This window comes from Pseudomonas sp. USTB-Z (genome assembly GCF_019691255.1).
GTDB lineage: Bacteria > Pseudomonadota > Gammaproteobacteria > Pseudomonadales > Pseudomonadaceae > Aquipseudomonas > Aquipseudomonas alloputida.
Window position 1 is genome coordinate 61,870 of the sequence record NZ_JAECZP010000023.1, and the last position, 16,340, is coordinate 78,209.

The following is a 16,340-nucleotide window of genomic DNA, read 5'->3' on the forward strand; positions in this document are numbered from 1 at the left end:
ACTGTGTTGATTTGTATCAAGGGCATTGGGGCTGCTTTGCAGCCCCCGTCAATGCCCCATCAGCCAGTGCTGGTGTGGGCCCGGCAGGGTCCAGATACCGAATAGCATCACCAGCACGCCGCCCGCCACGCGCACGCTGCGTCGCCGCAACAGGGCGTTTACCCGTTCGGCAGCCAGCCCGGTTGCCAGCAACACCGGCCAGGTGCCCAACCCGAACGCGAGCATCAATACCGCGCTGTACCCGGCGTTGCCCTGGCTGGCGGCCCACAGCAGGGTGCTGTACACCAAACCGCACGGCAGCCAGCCCCACAAGGCGCCCAGCAGCAGCGCCCGGGGCAGGCTGGACACCGGCAGCAAGCGCGACGCCATCGGCTGAATATGCCGCCACAACCCGCGGCCCAGCGCCTCGATACGGGTCAACCCACTCCACCAGCCGGCCAGGTACAGGCCCATGGCAATCAGCAGCAGTGCCGCGACCACCCGCAGCGCCAGCGCTGCCGGGCTGCTGGCCACGGCCCAGCCGGCCAGGCCCAGCAACAGGCCGGCGCAGGCATAGCTGAAGATGCGCCCCAGGTTGTACGCCAGCAACAGGCGCAGGCGCTTGCCGCGTTGTTCGGGGGGGATGGCCAAGGTCAGTGCGCCCATCAGGCCACCGCACATGCCCAGGCAGTGACCGCCCCCTAGCAGGCCAAGGACCAGTGCCGAGCCCAGCAGCGCAAGCAGGTCAGGCACGGGGTGGTGGTTCCTTGTCGGTGTCGGCTGCGGCATCGTCAGGCTTCACTGCCGCCTGGTGGCGCGGGTCCTGATCATCGAACAGGATGCTGTGGGCGGGGCCTTCAAGGTCATCGTACTGACCGCTGTCTACCGCCCAGAAGAAGATGTACACGGCCACGCCGACCAGCAGCAGGGCTGCCGGGATCATGACATAGAGGGCGGGCATGGCGACTTCCTCCCGGGTAAAGGGGCTTCGTGGGGCAGCGGGCCCGAGGCCACGGGCATCCGGGTCAGGCGCAAGGCATTGAGCACCACGATCAGCGAGCTGACCGACATGCCGATGGCGGCCCACACCGGCGTGATCCAGCCGAGCGCGGCGAACGGCAACATCAGGCCATTATACAGGGTCGCCCACAGCAGGTTCTCGAGGATGTTGCGGCGGGTGCGGCGGGCCAGCTCGAACGCCTGCACCAGCGCTTGCAGGCGGTTGGACAGCAAGACGGCGTCGGCACTGGTCTTGGCCAGGTCGGTGGCGCTGCCCATGGCGATGCTGATATCGGCGGCGGCCAGTACCGGTACATCGTTGACCCCGTCGCCGAGCATCAGCACCTTGCGCCCGTCAGCCTGCAGGGCTTTCAGGCGGTCCAGTTTGTCATCCGGGCGCAGGCCGCCAATGGCCTGCTCGATACCCAGCTGCGCGGCCACTTCGGCAACCATCGGCGAGCTGTCGCCCGACAGCAGCAGGGTGTGCCAGCCGCGCGCCTTGCAGGCAGCGAGCAGGGCCGGGGCATCGTCGCGCAGGCGGTCATCCAGGCCGAACCAGGCCAGTGGCCCCTGGCGGTCGCCCAGCAGCAGCCACTGGCCGCGCGGCTCGGGTACAGCGGGGATTTCCGCACCACTCAAGGCGCAAACAAAGGTAGCCTGACCAATGCGCAGGCGCTGGCCGTCGACCACCCCCTCCAGGCCTAGGCCGGGTACGCTCTGTACGTCATCGGCAGGTGTGGCGGTACGACCAAAGGCGCGAGCGATGGGGTGTTCGGAGCGGTTTTCCAGCGCCGCGGCCAGGGCCAGGCAGCGGTCGGCGGCCTGGCTGCCGAGCGGGCGGATGCTGCGCAAGGTCAGGCGGCCCTCGGTCAGTGTGCCGGTCTTGTCGAAGATCACCGTGTCGATCTGGTTCAGGCCTTCCAGCACATGGCCGCGGGTCACCAGCAGGCCAAGCTTGTGCAGGGTTCCGGTGGCGGCGGTCAGTGCGGTTGGCGTAGCCAAAGACAGGGCACAAGGGCAGGTGGCCACGAGCATGGCCAGCACGATCCAGAACGCCCGTGCCGGATCCAGGTGCCACCACCACAGGCCGATGGCTACCGAGGCCAGTAGCGAGAACAGCAGGAACCACTGCGAGGCGCGATCGGCGATTTCCGCCAGGCGCGGTTTTTCGGTCTGGGCGCGTTCCAGCAGGCGGACGATGGCCGACAAGCGCGAGTCATGGCCGAGGGCTTCCACTTCTACATTCAGCGCGCTTTCGACGTTCAGCGTACCGCCAGTGACCCGCTCACCCACCCGGCGTGGTTGCGGCAGATACTCGCCGGTCAGCAGCGATTCGTCGACGCTGGAGCGGCCCTCGACGATGCGCCCGTCGGCAGGGATGACCGCGCCGGGCAGCACCTGCACGGTGTCGCCGCACTGTAACTCGCTGAGCAGGATGCGTTCGCTGCGCCCGATGGCGTCCAGGCGCAGGCATGAGGCGGGCAGCAGGTTGACCAGCTGCGCAGTGGCCGCCGCTGTGCGCTCGCGGGCACGGCGCTCCAGGTAGCGGCCGGTCAGCAGGAACAGGGCGAACATGCCCACCGTGTCGAAATAAAGCTCGCCGCTGCCAGTGATGGCTGTCCAGATGCCGGCGCCGAACGCCAGGCCAATGGCCAGCGACACCGAAACGTCCATGGTCAGGTGGCGCGTTCGCAAGTCGCGCGCCGCGCCCTTGAAGAAGGGCGCGCAGCTGTAGAACATGATGGGAATGGTCAGGAACAGCGCCACCCAGCGCAGGATGGTGTGTAACTCGGGTGTCAGGTCGATGTTGAATTCCGGCCAAGTGGCCATGGTCGCCATCATCGCCTGGAACCACAGCAGTCCGGCCACGCCCAAGCGGCGTAGGGCGCTGCGGTTTTCCCGGGCCAATTGCTCGGCGGCCTGGTCAGGCTGGTAGGGGTGGGCGGCGTAGCCGATCTGGCGAAGTTCGGCGAGCAAGCGCGACAGCGGCAGCTGCTTGTCGTCCCAGTTCAGCGCCAGGCGGTGGTTGGACAGGTTCAACCGGGCTTCGGCGACACCGGGCAGGTTGCGCAAGTGCTTTTCGATCAGCCAGCCGCAGGCGGCGCAGCTGATGCCCTCGACAAGCAAGGTGGTTTCGGCCAGCTCGCCCTGGTGGCGGACGAAGGTTTGCTGCACGTCGCTGCGGTCGTACAGGGCCAGTTCGTCCTGTAGTTGTTTGGGCAGGGCTTCGGGGTTGGCGCTGTTGTCGCTGCGGTGCTGGTAGTAATGTTCCAGGCCACCCGCGACGATCGACTCAGCCACCGCCTGGCAACCGGGGCAGCAGAACTGTCGCGGCTGGCCGAGGACCACGGCGGTGAAGCGGCTGCCAGTGGGGACGGGCAGGGCGCAGTGGTAGCAGGGGGTCGGTTGGGTCATAGGGCAGACACTGCTCAGGCAGATAGGAAACCCTGTGGGAGCGGGCGCGCCCGCGAATGCGTCAGACCTGGAAATACCTTTGCCTGAGCTATCGCATTCGCGGGCGTGCCCGCTCCCACAGGGATTTGCGGTGTTGCTACTGTTGGTGTTCGGCGCCTTGCAGGGCTTCGTCACCCAACTGCAAGGTCACACCATGCGCCACTTTTTCCTCTTCGAACAGGCGCCACACCTGGCCCCCTTCGTTGCCCAGCAGTTCCACAAAGCGCCGCCCGTCGACCTTGTCCTCCAGTTGTCCCACATAGCGCCCTGCTTCGACACGGCTCAGCAGCACCTTGCGGTCCTTCTCTGGCTGGGTTGGCGAAATCAGGTTCAGCTCCAGGTTTTGCGGGCCACTGCTACCGGTCAGGCGCAGGTCCACTTCGCCGGTCAGTTCGTCCAGATGCACGCTGGCTTTCAGGCCAAGCTGCTGCGCCAGCAGCTCGCGGTCCAGCGAGCGGTTGATGCCCTTGCCGGCCTCGTAGTAGTTGTCATTCACCAGGTTGTCCGGGTTGTGCACAGCGATGCTGACCATGGTCAGGCTCAGGCACACCGAGGTGGTGAGAATGCCGATGATGATCCAGGGCCAGAGGTGCTTGTACCAGGGGCTGGCGGCGGTGGCGGCAGGCATTGTGCGTTATCTCTCTTAGCGGATCTGTGGGCCGATGAAACGGCTCTTGGCTTCAACCTGGGCGTCGCTGTCGTCGGCGCTCTTGAGGATGAAGGTGATTTCGTTGGTGGTCGATGGCAGCTTCTCGGGGGCAACCGACAGCTGCACGGGAAGGCTGACGATGTCACCGGCGGCCACGCGGATCTCGCGCTGGCCTTCGAGCTTGAGGTCCGGCAGGCCGGCGGCGTCCAGCACGTAGACGTGATCGCGCTGATCCTTGTTCATCACCTTCAGGCTGTACACGTTCTCGATCCGGCCCTGGGCGTTTTCGCGGTACAACACGCGGTCTTTGCTGACGTCGAAACCGACCAGCGAACGGGTGGCGAAGGCCGTCGCCAGCCCGATCATCATTACCAGCAGTACCACGGCATAGCCGATCAGGCGCGGGCGCAGCAGGTGGGTCTTCTGCCCGGACAGGTTGTGTTCGGTGGTGTAGCTGATCAGGCCTTTGGGGTAGTTCATCTTGTCCATGATGCTGTCGCAGGCGTCGATACAGGCGGCGCAGCCGATGCACTCGATCTGCAGGCCATCACGGATGTCGATGCCGGTCGGGCAGACCTGCACGCACATGGTGCAGTCGATGCAGTCACCCAGGCCCTGGGCTTTGTAGTCGGTATCTTTCTTGCGCGGGCCGCGGGTTTCGCCACGGCGCGGGTCGTAGGACACGATCAGCGTGTCCTTGTCGAACATCACACTCTGGAAACGTGCATACGGGCACATGTACACACACACCTGTTCGCGCAGCCAGCCGGCGTTGCCGTAGGTGGCGAGGGTGAAGAAACCGACCCAGAAGTAGGCCCAGCCATCGGCCTGGCCCGTGAAGAATTCGACCACCAGCTCACGGATCGGCGAAAAGTAGCCGACAAAGGTCATGCCGGTGACAAAGCCGATCAGCAGCCACAGGCTGTGCTTGGTGAATTTGCGCAGGAACTTGTTGCCGCTCATGGGGGCTTTGTCGAGCTTCATGCGCTGGTTGCGGTCACCCTCGGTGACCTTTTCGCACCACATGAAAATCCAGGTCCACACGCTTTGCGGGCAGGTGTAGCCACACCACACCCGGCCGGCGAACACCGTGATGAAGAACAGGCCGAAGGCGGCGACGATGAGAATGCCCGAGAGCAGGATGAAGTCTTGCGGCCAGATGGTGGCGCCGAAGATGTAGAACTTGCGTTCGGGCAGGTTCCACCACACGGCCTGGTGCCCTCCCCAGTTCAGCCACACGGTGCCGAAGTACAGCAGGAACAGTGCGGCACCCCCGACCATGCGCAGGCGACGGAACAGGCCGGTGAAGGCGCGGGTGTAGATCTTTTCCCGGGAAGCGTAGAGGTCGACGGAATCCTTCCCTTTGCTGGCAGGCGGGGTGACATCATGTACCGGAATTTGCTTGCTCATCATCAAGTCCCACGGCAGTGGAGAAACGCCGCGGCCTGTGCGTGCGGGCCGCAGTCTCGCGCAATCTGCTAGCGCTCTGCGGTCCATGATACGCCGCTGAGGGCGGTATGGGATCGCACTGCGACCTTTAGTCGCGTTGGGTTCGTGGTGTGAAACGTGTTATGGCGGGTGTCAATTGATCCAGGTCATCAGCCTGCGAGAAACGCTGTGCCAGTACCGGCCTCTTCGCGGGTAAACCCGCTCCTACAAGGATCCTGTGTAGGAGCGGGTTTACCCGCGAAGAGGCCAGGCCTGCCTTACTCAGCCTTGGCCGGCTCAGCCTGGTGCGACAGGCTGTACACATAAGCCGCCAGCAAGTGCACCTTGTCGTTGCCCTGCAGCTGTTCCTGGGCCGGCATCTGCCCCTGGCGGCCATAACGAATGGTCTGCTGCAGCTGGGCAAAGCTCGAGCCGTAGATGAACGCCTGCGGGTGGGTCAGGTTCGGTGCGCCCATGGCGGGCGTGCCTTTGCCTTCCGGCCCGTGGCAGGCCACGCAGTTGGCTGCGAAGATCTTCTGCCCGTTCTCCACATTGGCCTTCGCCCCCTCAGGCAGTGTGCGGCCATCGAGTTTGCTGACCACGAACGCAGCCACGTCGGCCACGCCCTGGTCACCGATCACTTCGGCCCAGGCCGGCATCACGCCATGGCGACCGCTCATGATGGTGGTCTTGATGGTGTCCGGTTCGCCGCCCCAGCGCCAGTCGTTGTCGGTCAGGTTGGGGAAGCCGAAGGCGCCCTTGGCGTCGGAGCCGTGGCACACCGAACAGTTGGAGGCGAACAGCCGCGCACCCATTTTCAATGCCTGTGGGTCCTTGGCCACTTCTTCGATCGGCATGGCCGCGAACTTGGCGAAGATCGGCCCGAAGCGGGCGTCGGCCTTGGCCATTTCCTTTTCCCATTCGTGCACGCCGGTCCAGCCCGGCTGGCCGTTGGAAAACTCGGTCTGCTTGTCGTTATCCAGGTACGAATAGCCCGGCAGGATGCCTTTCCAGTTGCCCAGGCCCGGGTACAGCACCAGGTAGCCGAGGGCAAAGATGATGGTGCCGACGAACAGCCAGAACCACCATTTCGGCAGCGGGTTGTCGTATTCCTCGATGCCATCGAAGGCATGCCCGACGGTTTCGTCGGTAACCTCTTCGCGCTGGCCCTTGCGGGTCGACAGCAGCAGCCAGGTCAACGAGAAGATGGTGCCCAGGGTCAGGACGGTAACGTACAGACTCCAGAAGGTTGTCATTGTTGTTTGCTCCCAGAAGCTTTTGCTTGCTCGACGTGCCGAGTGGCCTCGGGGTCATCCGCGAAGGGCAGTTGGGTCGCTTCGTCGAAGTCCTTTTTACGCCGTGGGTTGAACACCCACAGCGCCAGGCCCACGAAGGCCACCATCACCACGACGGTGCCCAGGCCGCGAATCATCCCGATATCCATCAGCGTCACCGTTTGCTCTTGATGATGGTGCCAAGACCCTGCAGGTACGCGACGATGGCGTCCATTTCGGTCTTGCCCTTGACCGCGTCACGTGCGCCGGCAATGTCGGCGTCGGTGTACGGGGTGCCGAGTGTGCGCAGCACTTCCATCTTCTTCGCGGTGTCTTTGCCGTCGAGCTTGTTCTCGACCAGCCACGGGTAGGACGGCATCTTCGATTCCGGTACCACGTTGCGCGGGTTGTACAGGTGCGCACGGTGCCAGTCATCGGAGTAGCGGCCGCCGACGCGGGCCAGGTCCGGCCCGGTACGCTTGGAGCCCCACAGGAACGGGTGATCCCACACGCTTTCACCGGCTACCGAGTAATGGCCGTACCGCTCGGTTTCGGCACGGAACGGGCGGATCATCTGCGAGTGGCAGCCTACGCAGCCTTCGCGGATGTAGATATCGCGGCCTTCCAGCTCCAGCGCGGTGCGCGGCTTCATGCCCTCGACCGGCTTGTTGGTGACGTCCTGGAAAAACAGCGGGACGATCTGGGTCAGGCCACCGACGCTCACGGCGATGACCATGAAGAAGGCCAGCAGGCCTATGTTCTTCTCGACGGCTTCATGCTTCATCAGTGCGCTCCCACAACGACGATCTTGGCGGCCTCTTCAGCCTGTGCCGGGTTGGCGGCACGTACGGTACGGAACACGTTGTAGGCCATCAGCAGCATGCCGCTGGCGAAGAACGCACCGCCCAGGGCGCGGACGATGTAGCCGGGGTGGCTGGCCTGCAGGGCTTCGACGAAGGAGTAGGTGAGGGTGCCGTCATCGTTGATGGCGCGCCACATCAGGCCCTGGGTGATGCCGTTGACCCACATCGAGGCGATGTACAGTACGGTGCCGATGGTGGCCAGCCAGAAGTGCGCGTTGATCAGGCCGATGCTGTGCATCTGCTCGCGGCCGTAGAGTTTCGGGATCATGTGGTACACGGCGCCGATCGAAATCATTGCCACCCAGCCGAGGGCGCCAGCGTGGACGTGGCCGATGGTCCAGTCGGTGTAGTGCGACAGTGAGTTCACGGTCTTGATGGCCATCATCGGGCCTTCGAAGGTGGACATGCCGTAGAACGCCAGAGACACCACCAGGAAGCGCAGGATCGGGTCGGTGCGCAGTTTGTGCCAGGCGCCCGACAGGGTCATCATGCCGTTGATCATGCCGCCCCAGCTTGGCGCCAGCAGGATGATCGACATCACCATGCCCAATGACTGCGCCCAGTCAGGCAGGGCGGTGTAGTGCAGGTGGTGCGGGCCAGCCCAGATGTACAGGGTGATCAGCGCCCAGAAGTGCACGATCGACAAGCGATACGAGTAGATCGGCCGCTCGGCCTGCTTGGGCACGAAGTAGTACATCATCCCCAGGAAACCGGTGGTGAGGAAGAAGCCCACGGCGTTGTGGCCGTACCACCACTGGATCATCGCGTCGGTGGCGCCGGAGTAGGCCGAGTACGACTTGAACAGGCTCACCGGCAGCGAGATGTGGTTGACGATGTGCAGCATCGCGGTGACCACGATGAACGCACCATAGAACCAGTTGCCGACATAAATGTGCTTGGTCTTGCGCTTGACGATGGTGCCGAAGAACACCAGGCCGTAGGTAACCCAGACGATCGCCAGCAGGATCGCCAGCGGCCACTCGAGCTCGGCGTATTCCTTGGTGGTGGTGTAGCCCATCGGCAGGGTGATCAGCGCGCCGACGATCACGGCTTGCCAACCCCAGAAGGTGAAGGCGGCCATGCTGTCGGAGATCAGCCGGGTCTGGCAGGTGCGCTGCACCACGTAGTAGCTGGTGCCGAACAGCGCACAGCCCCCGAAGGCGAAGATCACCAGGTTGGTGTGCAGCGGGCGCAGGCGGCCGAAGCTGGTCCAGGGAAGGTCCAGGTTCAGCTGCGGCCACACCAGCTGCGAGGCGATGAAGACGCCGAGGCCCATGCCAAGGATCCCCCAGACCACCGTCATGATGGCGAACTGGCGGACGACCTTATAGTTATAAGCAGTCGGACTGATTGCTGTGCTCATTCTAAGGTTCCACGGTTTTGATGTTCTTGTTGGTCGAAAAATCGGCGCCAGTATTGATAACCAGCAAGGTTACCGCAACGCAACTTTGGTACGCCGACCCGTGTCCAGACCCGTTCACTGATGTCCCGCAGGGATCGGGTCTGGGCGATTGTACACAAATAAATATTTGTAATGTGTACCGTTTTTCATATTTTTCTGATCGATCGGTCAAGCTTTTTCTGGGGCGGCGACAGGCCATGCGCCGCGTCTGCTCCGGTCCTTTCGGAGCGAAGCCCACTGAGGCAACAAGCTTAGTTGTGTTCGGTGGGGGTGCAAGGGAAGGGGACTGAGGCTGGTAGTGGGCGGGGGAGTGTAAGGCTTGAGGGTTATGGGGGCGGGTAAGGAATGGGGGTGTGGTGGGGCGGGGGGGTAAGGTTTGGGTGTTGTGGTAGGGCGGGGGGTAAGGTTTGGGTGTTGTGGTGGGGCGGGGATGTAAGGTTTGAGTGTTGTGGTGGGGCAGAGATCGAGCGCCGCCCGCGCGGCGCTTCGCGGGTAAACCCGCTCCTACGTTTGTTTCGGGCCAATTATTCCTGTGAGATTTGCGCGCGACCGCCTTGGCGCATGTCTCGATATCGCGTCGTACAAACAAGGCGGTCGCGCGCGACTGGTGCAGGAGGGACTGGCCCGAAACAAACGTAGGAGCGGGTTTACCCGCGAAGCGCCGCGCGGGCGGCGCTCGATCTCACAGGCGGCAAATGCCTTTCGGCGGACTCACTTGGCAAATCCCTTTCGGCAAACTCACTTGGCCGTCACGGTCTCAGCCGAACCATCCTGCGACAGGCTATACACATAAGCCGCCAGCAGGTGCACCTTGTCATTCCCTTGGATCTCGGCCTGCGCCGGCATTTGCCCTTGGCGACCATAACGAATGGTCTGCTGCAGCTGGGCAAAGCTCGAGCCATAGATGAACGCCTGCGGGTGGGTCAGGTTCGGTGCGCCCATGGCGGGCGTACCTTTGCCTTCCGGCCCGTGGCAGGCCACGCAGTTGGCTGCGAAGATCTTCTGCCCGTTCTCCACATTGGCCTTCGCCCCCTCAGGCAGTGTGCGGCCATCGAGTTTGCTGACCACGAACGCAGCCACGTCGGCCACGCCCTGGTCACCGATCACTTCGGCCCAGGCCGGCATCACGCCATGGCGACCGCTCATGATGGTGGTCTTGATGGTTTCCGGATCGCCGCCCCAGCGCCAGTCATTGTCGGTGAGGTTGGGGAAACCGAAGGCGCCCTTGGCGTCGGAACCGTGGCACACCGAGCAGTTGGAGGCGAACAGGCGGCTGCCCATTTTCAGCGCCTGTGGGTCCTTCGCCACTTCTTCTACGGGCATGGCGGCGTATTTGGCGAAGATCGGACCGAACCTGGCATCGGCCTTGTCCATTTCCTTCTGCCATTCGTTGGCGCCAGTCCAGCCATTTTCATAGCCCGGCAGGATGCCTTTCCAGTTGCCCAGGCCCGGGTAGAGGATCAGGTAGCCGACCGAGAACGCCAAGGTGCCAACGAACAGCCAGAACCACCACTTGGGCAGCGGGTTGTCGTACTCCTCGATACCGTCGAAGCTGTGGCCCATGGTCTCGTCGGTGGTGTTGTTGCTCTGGCCCTTGCGCGTGGCGAGCAGTAGCCAGGTCAGGCCAATCAGGCTACCGATGGTCAGTACGCTGATGTACGTACTCCAGAAGGTGGTCATTGCCCGTTACTCCTTTTTGCAGCAGGCTCCTGCCCGGCAGGGGGCAGGCGGTCGTCGACGAAGGGCAGCAGGCGCGCTTCGGCGAAATCACGGTCGCGGCGGCGGTTGAAGACCCACAGGGTGAGGCCGATAAAGGCAATCATCACCACCAGGGTGCCCACACCGCGGATCATGCCGATGTCCATTTCCATCGCACTCACCTCTTGTTCTTGATCGCGGTGCCGAGCACCTGCAGGTAGGCGACCAGTGCGTCCATCTCGGTTTTGCCTTTGACCGCTTCACGGGCGCCGGCAATGTCGTCGTCGGTGTACGGCACGCCCAGGGTGCGCAGGGTGCGCATCTTGACGTCGGTGTGGCTGTTGTCGACCGGCTGGGCAACCAGCCACGGGTAGGACGGCATCTTCGACTCCGGTACCACGTTGCGCGGGTTGTACAGGTGCGCACGGTGCCAGTCGTCCGAGTAGCGGCCACCGACCCGGGCCAAGTCCGGCCCGGTGCGCTTGGAGCCCCACAGGAACGGGTGGTCCCACACGCTTTCACCGGCCACCGAGTAGTGGCCGTACCGCTCGGTTTCGGCACGGAACGGGCGGATCATCTGCGAGTGGCAGCCCACGCAACCTTCGCGGATGTAGACATCGCGGCCTTCCAGTTGCAGCGCGGTATAGGGCTTCATGCCTTCGACCGGTTTGTTGGTGACGTCCTGGAAGAACAGCGGGACGATCTGGGTCAGGCCGCCGATGCTGACGGCAAATACCATCAGCAGGGCCATCAGGCCGACGTTTTTCTCGATGACTTCATGTTTCATCAGGCGTTTCTCCTCAAGCCAACTGGGCGTTCGCAGGGGCGACGTCAAGCGCTGGCGAACGCACGGTGCGCCAGGTGTTCCAGGCCATCAGGAACATGCCGCTGAGGAAGATCGCGCCGCCGACGAAGCGCACGACGAAGCCTGGGTGGCTGGCCACCAAGGTTTCCACGAACGAGTAGGTGAGCGTGCCGTCGCTGTTGACCGCGCGCCACATCAGGCCCTGGGCGATGCCGTTGACCCACATCGAGGCGATGTACAGTACGGTACCAATGGTGGCCAGCCAGAAGTGCGCATTGATCAGGCCGAGGCTGTACATGCGTTCTTTGCCGAACACTTTGGGGATGGTGTGGTACAGCGCGCCGATCGAGATCATCGCTACCCAGCCGAGGGCGCCGGCGTGGACGTGGCCGATGGTCCAGTCGGTGTAGTGGGACAGGGCGTTGACCGTCTTGATGGCCATCATTGGCCCTTCGAAGGTGGACATGCCGTAGAACGCCAGCGACACCACCAGGAAGCGCAGGATCGGGTCGCTGCGCAGTTTGTGCCAGGCGCCCGACAGGGTCATCATGCCGTTGATCATGCCGCCCCAGCTTGGCGCCAGCAGGATCAGCGACATCACCATACCCAGCGACTGCGCCCAATCGGGCAGGGCGGTGTAGTGCAGGTGGTGCGGGCCGGCCCAGATGTACAGGGTGATCAGCGCCCAGAAGTGCACGATCGACAAGCGATACGAATACACCGGCCGTTCGGCCTGCTTGGGCACGTAGTAGTACATCATCCCCAGGAAGCCTGCGGTCAGGAAGAAGCCCACCGCGTTATGGCCGTACCACCACTGCACCATGGCATCGGTGGCGCCTGCGTAGACCGAATAGGATTTGGTCAGGCTGACCGGCAGCTCCAGGTTGTTGACGATGTGCAGCAGCGCCACGGTCAGGATGAAGGCGCCGAAGAACCAGTTGCCGACGTAGATGTGTTTGGTGTTGCGCTTCATCAGCGTGCCAAAGAACACGATGGCGTAGCCCACCCAGACGATGGTGATCAGAATGTCGATCGGCCATTCCAGTTCGGCGTATTCCTTGGAGCTGGTGTAGCCCAGCGGCAGGCTGATGGCCGCCAGCAGGATAACCAGTTGCCAGCCCCAGAACGTGAACGCGGCCAGGCCCGGTGCGAACAGGGTGGTCTGGCAGGTGCGTTGCACCGAATAATAGGAGGTGGCGAACAGTGCGCAGCCGCCGAACGCGAAGATCACCGCATTGGTATGCAGGGGGCGCAGGCGGCCGAAACTGGTCCAGGGGAGGTCGAAGTTGAGGGACGGCCAGGCGAGCTGGGCGGCGATGAAGACGCCGAGCCCCATCCCGACGATTCCCCACACCACCGTCATGATGGCGAATTGGCGGACCACCTTGTAGTTATAGGCGGTACTGCTGGTTGTGTTCATGTATGGGTTCCCATCCACGGTTATTTGGCAGGCTTTACAGCGAGGCAAGCATGATTAATGGGCAAAGTGCCGGTATTGACGGGGATCAATGGGCGAAGGTCGCAAATGTCCCAGGCTTGCGCTGCGATCCTCCGCGGTTTGAAGGTAAAGGGGGCTACAAGGGGGGCCTGATCCTGGCTCATGGCGCGGGTGCGCCGATGGACAGCGGGTTCATGGACGAAATGGCGCAAAGGCTTGCGGCGCTTGGGGTAGCGGTAGTGCGCTTCGAGTTCCCGTACATGGCCGAGCGCAGGGTTACCGGTGGCAAGCGGCCGCCGAACCCGCAGAAGGTGTTGCTTGAATGCTGGCGCGAGGTGTACCGGCAAGTGCGACCTTTGGTCGCGGGTAAGCTGGCCGTGGGTGGCAAGTCCATGGGCGGGCGCATGGCGAGCCTGCTGGCCGACGAATTGGGCGCGGATGCGCTGGTGTGCCTGGGCTATCCGTTCTACGCGGTGGGTAAACCCGAGAAGCCACGGGTAGAGCACCTGGCCGAGTTGAAAACACCGACGTTGATCGTGCAGGGCGAGCGGGATGCGCTGGGTAACCGCGAGGCGGTGGCGGGGTATGCGTTGTCGCCGGCGATCGAGGTGAGCTGGCTAGTGGCGGGGGACCATGACCTGAAGCCGTTGAAGGCTTCGGGGTTCAGCCATGAGCAGCATTTGCAGGCGGCGGCTGAACGTGTTGCTGATTTCCTGAAGGATTAGTGCTGGATTCTTCGCGGGTAAACCCGCACCTACAAGGACCGCACACCATCGAAGGTCGGCTCAGCACCCTGTAGGAGCGGGTTTACCCGCGAAGAGGCCGGAACAGGCCGGCGCTTAGTCGCGGTATTCGCACAGGTAAGCGGTATCCACCTTCACCTGCAGCTGGAACTTGCTGTCAGCCGGCACGTTGAACTTGTCACCGGCGTTGAAGGTTTCCCAGTTGTCGCTACCCGGCAGTTTCACGGTCAGCGCGCCCGATACCACATGCATGATCTCACGCTTGGCAGTGCCGAATTCGTATTCGCCCGGAGCCATGACGCCGACAGTGGCCGGGCCTTCTTCGCCCGAGAATGCGATCGACTTGACGGTGCCGTTGAAGTACTCGTTGACCTGGAACATGGGCGACTCCTGAAAAGAGGTGCTGAAAAAGGGCTGGCCAGTATGCCCAAGGCCACAGGCCTCGTCATCTGCTTTCAGGGGCTGTGGGCGGGCAGGGTCAACGGTAATAGCCGCGCCGTGTTGCGCGCATCTTCCAGGGCCCTGTGCTGTTGCCCGCAAAAGTGCATGCCGGCCAGTTGCAGGGCGCCGTTCAGGCCGGTGGGGCGCTGCAGGTGGCGGGCCTTGGCAAAGCGTTGCTTGAGGTTGATGTGCGGCAATGTGCGCAGCAGGCTGTCGAGGCCGTGCTGCTGCCACTCCTGGTGCAATTGCTGGCGGTCGTAGTCGCCCCAGCTGACCCAGGCCTGAAGCTGCCCGCGGTGGTGCCCCAGCCAGCGCTCGAAGCTTGCCCACACCTCGCGAAACGGCGCGGCGTTGTCCACGTCGGCCTGGCTGATGTGGGTCAGCTCACGGCAGAACGGGGTCAGCTGCGGCCGCCGCCGTGGCTTTACAAAACGCTGGAAATGGTCGACCTCGCGGCCTTCGCGGGTCACCAGGCTTGCGCCGATTTCAATGATTTCCATCTCTGTGACCGGCCACCCACCATCGTCGGTGGTGGCTTCCAGGTCGATCACCAACCAATGGCCCATACCAGGCTCCCATGCAGATCCTGCTAGAGCGTAGCCAATGTACGGGCATACGGCATCCTATGGCATTTTGCCGCCTGCTTTGGCACAAAGAGCAGACGCCAGTAGTTGTGCCGCCCCTGGAAAACGCCTAGCTTAAGCGCATACAGGCATAAACCGTGATGAGTGTCCGTCTTGACTCCAGCGCCCGGCCTCAAGGCCTTGTCCACCCTGATGCTGCTGGCCGTGTTCTGGTTGGCGGCACCGGTATGGGCTGGCGAAGCGGTTGAAGTGAAGATTGGCGCAGCCCATTTCCCGCCTTACACAGTGCGCCCCGAGCAAGGTGCCGATACCGGTTTGCTGCCGCAGTTGGTCGATGCACTCAACCGGGCGCAGCAGCACTATCACTTCGTTCTGGTACCTACGTCTATCCAGCGGCGCTTCGGTGACTTCCAGCAAGGCCGCACCGACATGGCCATTTTCGAGAACCCACAATGGGGCTGGGAGCAGATTGCCCATCAGACCGTGGACATGGGCCTGGAAGATGCCGAAGTGTTCGTCGCCCGCAAGGAAAACGGCAGTGATCCGCGTTACTTCGACAACCTGCGCGGCAAACGCCTGGCCTTGTTCAACGGCTACCACTACGCGTTCGCCAGCTTCAACGCTGACCCCGATTACCTGCGCAAGACATACAACGCGACCCTGACCTATTCCCACGACAGCAACCTGCTGATGGTGCAGGCCGGCCGCGCCGATATCGCCCTGGTCACGCGTTCCTACCTCAGCGATTTCCTGGCACGCAACCCGGCGAGCAAGGCGCAGCTGGTGCCTTCGCAACGCATTGACCAGGTCTATCACCACTACGCCTTGCTGCGCCCGGGGGCGCCTATCGGCGAGCAGACGTTCGCTGCACTGCTGCGTGGCCTGCGTGACAGCGGTGAACTGGCGCGGATTTTCGAGCCCTACCGCATCACAGTCAGCACGCGCAGGCCTTGATTCCCGCCCGACGGCCTCGCCAATGTTCTCGAAGAATGACTCAGACCTGCCGGTTGGCGGTCTTGCGGCAATGCACCAGTGCATCGCGGATCATGAAGTTGACCAAAGTCGGCGACACCCCCAGTTCCTTGGCAATGTCCTTTTGCGGTACCCCATGCAGGCGGTACATCTCGAACGCATAGCGGGTACGTTGCGGCAGCTCGTTCAGCGCTTCGGCAATGTCGTCCAGCGCGGCAAGGTTGATATGGGTGGCTTCGGGCGAGGCGTTCTGGATAACCACATTCAGGCCTTCCTCCTCGCTGCCGGAGTACTTCAGCTCCATCGTCTGCTTGCGGTAGTGGTCGATCGCAAGGTTGCGCACGATCTGGAACAGGTAGCTTAGTTGCGCCTTGAACGACGAAGTGATCTGCGGGGCAGCGCCGAGCCGGAAGAAGGCGTCTTGCACCACATCCTCGGCGCGGGAGCGGCAGCCAGTGATGCGGGCAGCAATCTTGACCAGGATGCTGCGGTTGTCGACGAAGGCCTGCAGTAATGGTGAATCGCACTTACTTGTGGATAGTTGTTCCGCCATGGAAATCACCTTGTCACAGAGGGGAAAGGAGGCGCCCAAGGGTGGGTCGCTTCCTACG

18 protein-coding genes are annotated in these 16,340 nt (G+C 63.1%); 2 read left to right on the top strand and 16 right to left on the bottom strand.

All coding sequences use genetic code 11. The features are described 5' to 3' along the window. Positions 1-48: 48 nt before the first annotated feature. The 13 genes from I8746_RS22265 to ccoN (I8746_RS22325) form a co-directional block, all read right to left on the bottom strand. Entirely contained in the window at positions 49-768 is a 720-nt protein-coding gene (locus tag I8746_RS22265) for a sulfite exporter TauE/SafE family protein (protein ID WP_259674185.1), read from the bottom strand. Then, the gene (ccoS, locus tag I8746_RS22270; protein WP_010955011.1) at positions 725-940 is read right to left on the bottom strand and encodes a cbb3-type cytochrome oxidase assembly protein CcoS; all 216 of its coding nucleotides are present in this window, start codon (positions 938-940) and stop codon (positions 725-727) included. Before ccoS ends, I8746_RS22265 begins: the two co-directional genes overlap by 44 nt. Beyond that, positions 919-3,393, bottom strand: a complete 2,475-nt coding sequence (locus tag I8746_RS22275) for a heavy metal translocating P-type ATPase (protein WP_012051691.1) — start codon at positions 3,391-3,393, stop codon at positions 919-921. The genes ccoS and I8746_RS22275 overlap by 22 nt, the downstream gene beginning before the upstream one ends. Positions 3,394-3,529: 136 nt before the next feature. Beyond that, on the bottom strand, positions 3,530-4,060 hold the full coding sequence (locus tag I8746_RS22280) for a FixH family protein (RefSeq protein WP_012051692.1): 531 nt from the start codon (positions 4,058-4,060) through the stop codon (positions 3,530-3,532). 15 nt (positions 4,061-4,075) lie between these two features. Next, a complete protein-coding gene (ccoG, locus tag I8746_RS22285) occupies positions 4,076-5,491 on the bottom strand; it encodes a cytochrome c oxidase accessory protein CcoG (RefSeq protein WP_004577070.1) in 1,416 nt (471 codons plus the stop codon). Positions 5,492-5,787: 296 nt separating this feature from the next. Then, entirely contained in the window at positions 5,788-6,765 is a 978-nt protein-coding gene (gene ccoP, locus I8746_RS22290) for a cytochrome-c oxidase, cbb3-type subunit III (protein ID WP_012051694.1), read from the bottom strand. Beyond that, the gene (locus I8746_RS22295) at positions 6,762-6,953 is read right to left on the bottom strand and encodes a CcoQ/FixQ family Cbb3-type cytochrome c oxidase assembly chaperone (protein WP_003254287.1); all 192 of its coding nucleotides are present in this window, start codon (positions 6,951-6,953) and stop codon (positions 6,762-6,764) included. Before I8746_RS22295 ends, ccoP (I8746_RS22290) begins: the two co-directional genes overlap by 4 nt. A 5-nt stretch (positions 6,954-6,958) precedes the next feature. Continuing rightward, positions 6,959-7,567 (bottom strand): cytochrome-c oxidase, cbb3-type subunit II, encoded by a 609-nt coding sequence (gene ccoO, locus I8746_RS22300; RefSeq protein WP_003254286.1) that lies wholly within the window; start codon positions 7,565-7,567, stop codon positions 6,959-6,961. After that, complete coding sequence (gene ccoN / locus I8746_RS22305) at positions 7,567-9,009, bottom strand: cytochrome-c oxidase, cbb3-type subunit I (RefSeq protein ID WP_003254284.1); 1,443 nt, start codon at positions 9,007-9,009, stop codon at positions 7,567-7,569. The genes ccoO (I8746_RS22300) and ccoN (I8746_RS22305) overlap by 1 nt, the downstream gene beginning before the upstream one ends. 777 nt (positions 9,010-9,786) lie before the next feature. After that, on the bottom strand, positions 9,787-10,728 hold the full coding sequence (gene ccoP, locus I8746_RS22310) for a cytochrome-c oxidase, cbb3-type subunit III (RefSeq protein WP_012051696.1): 942 nt from the start codon (positions 10,726-10,728) through the stop codon (positions 9,787-9,789). Then, on the bottom strand, positions 10,725-10,919 hold the full coding sequence (locus I8746_RS22315; RefSeq protein ID WP_003254282.1) for a cbb3-type cytochrome c oxidase subunit 3: 195 nt from the start codon (positions 10,917-10,919) through the stop codon (positions 10,725-10,727). Before I8746_RS22315 ends, ccoP (I8746_RS22310) begins: the two co-directional genes overlap by 4 nt. 5 nt (positions 10,920-10,924) lie before the next feature. Then, entirely contained in the window at positions 10,925-11,533 is a 609-nt protein-coding gene (gene ccoO / locus I8746_RS22320; protein ID WP_010955002.1) for a cytochrome-c oxidase, cbb3-type subunit II, read from the bottom strand. 13 nt (positions 11,534-11,546) lie between these two features. Then, positions 11,547-12,971 carry a cytochrome-c oxidase, cbb3-type subunit I gene (gene ccoN, locus I8746_RS22325; RefSeq protein ID WP_003254280.1) on the bottom strand — a complete coding sequence of 475 codons (1,425 nt, stop codon included), beginning with the start codon at positions 12,969-12,971 and terminating at the stop codon, positions 11,547-11,549. A 50-nt stretch (positions 12,972-13,021) separates the two neighbouring features. On the opposite strand from ccoN (I8746_RS22325), the gene I8746_RS22330 reads away from it, so the two are divergent. After that, positions 13,022-13,714: an alpha/beta family hydrolase gene (locus I8746_RS22330; RefSeq protein ID WP_012051697.1), complete on the top strand. Its 693-nt coding sequence runs from the start codon at positions 13,022-13,024 to the stop codon at positions 13,712-13,714. A gap of 114 nt (positions 13,715-13,828) precedes the next feature. On the opposite strand, the gene I8746_RS22335 is transcribed toward I8746_RS22330, so the two are convergent. Further along, on the bottom strand, positions 13,829-14,113 hold the full coding sequence (locus I8746_RS22335) for a pyrimidine/purine nucleoside phosphorylase (protein ID WP_003254278.1): 285 nt from the start codon (positions 14,111-14,113) through the stop codon (positions 13,829-13,831). A 74-nt stretch (positions 14,114-14,187) separates the two neighbouring features. Next, on the bottom strand, positions 14,188-14,739 hold the full coding sequence (locus I8746_RS22340; RefSeq protein WP_003254277.1) for an exonuclease domain-containing protein: 552 nt from the start codon (positions 14,737-14,739) through the stop codon (positions 14,188-14,190). A gap of 171 nt (positions 14,740-14,910) precedes the next feature. On the opposite strand from I8746_RS22340, the gene I8746_RS22345 reads away from it, so the two are divergent. Continuing rightward, on the top strand, positions 14,911-15,711 hold the full coding sequence (locus I8746_RS22345) for an ABC transporter substrate-binding protein (RefSeq protein WP_012051698.1): 801 nt from the start codon (positions 14,911-14,913) through the stop codon (positions 15,709-15,711). A 40-nt stretch (positions 15,712-15,751) separates the two neighbouring features. On the opposite strand, the gene I8746_RS22350 is transcribed toward I8746_RS22345, so the two are convergent. After that, complete coding sequence (locus tag I8746_RS22350; RefSeq protein ID WP_003254275.1) at positions 15,752-16,282, bottom strand: RNA polymerase factor sigma-70; 531 nt, start codon at positions 16,280-16,282, stop codon at positions 15,752-15,754. Between the last annotated feature and the right edge of the window lie 58 nt (positions 16,283-16,340).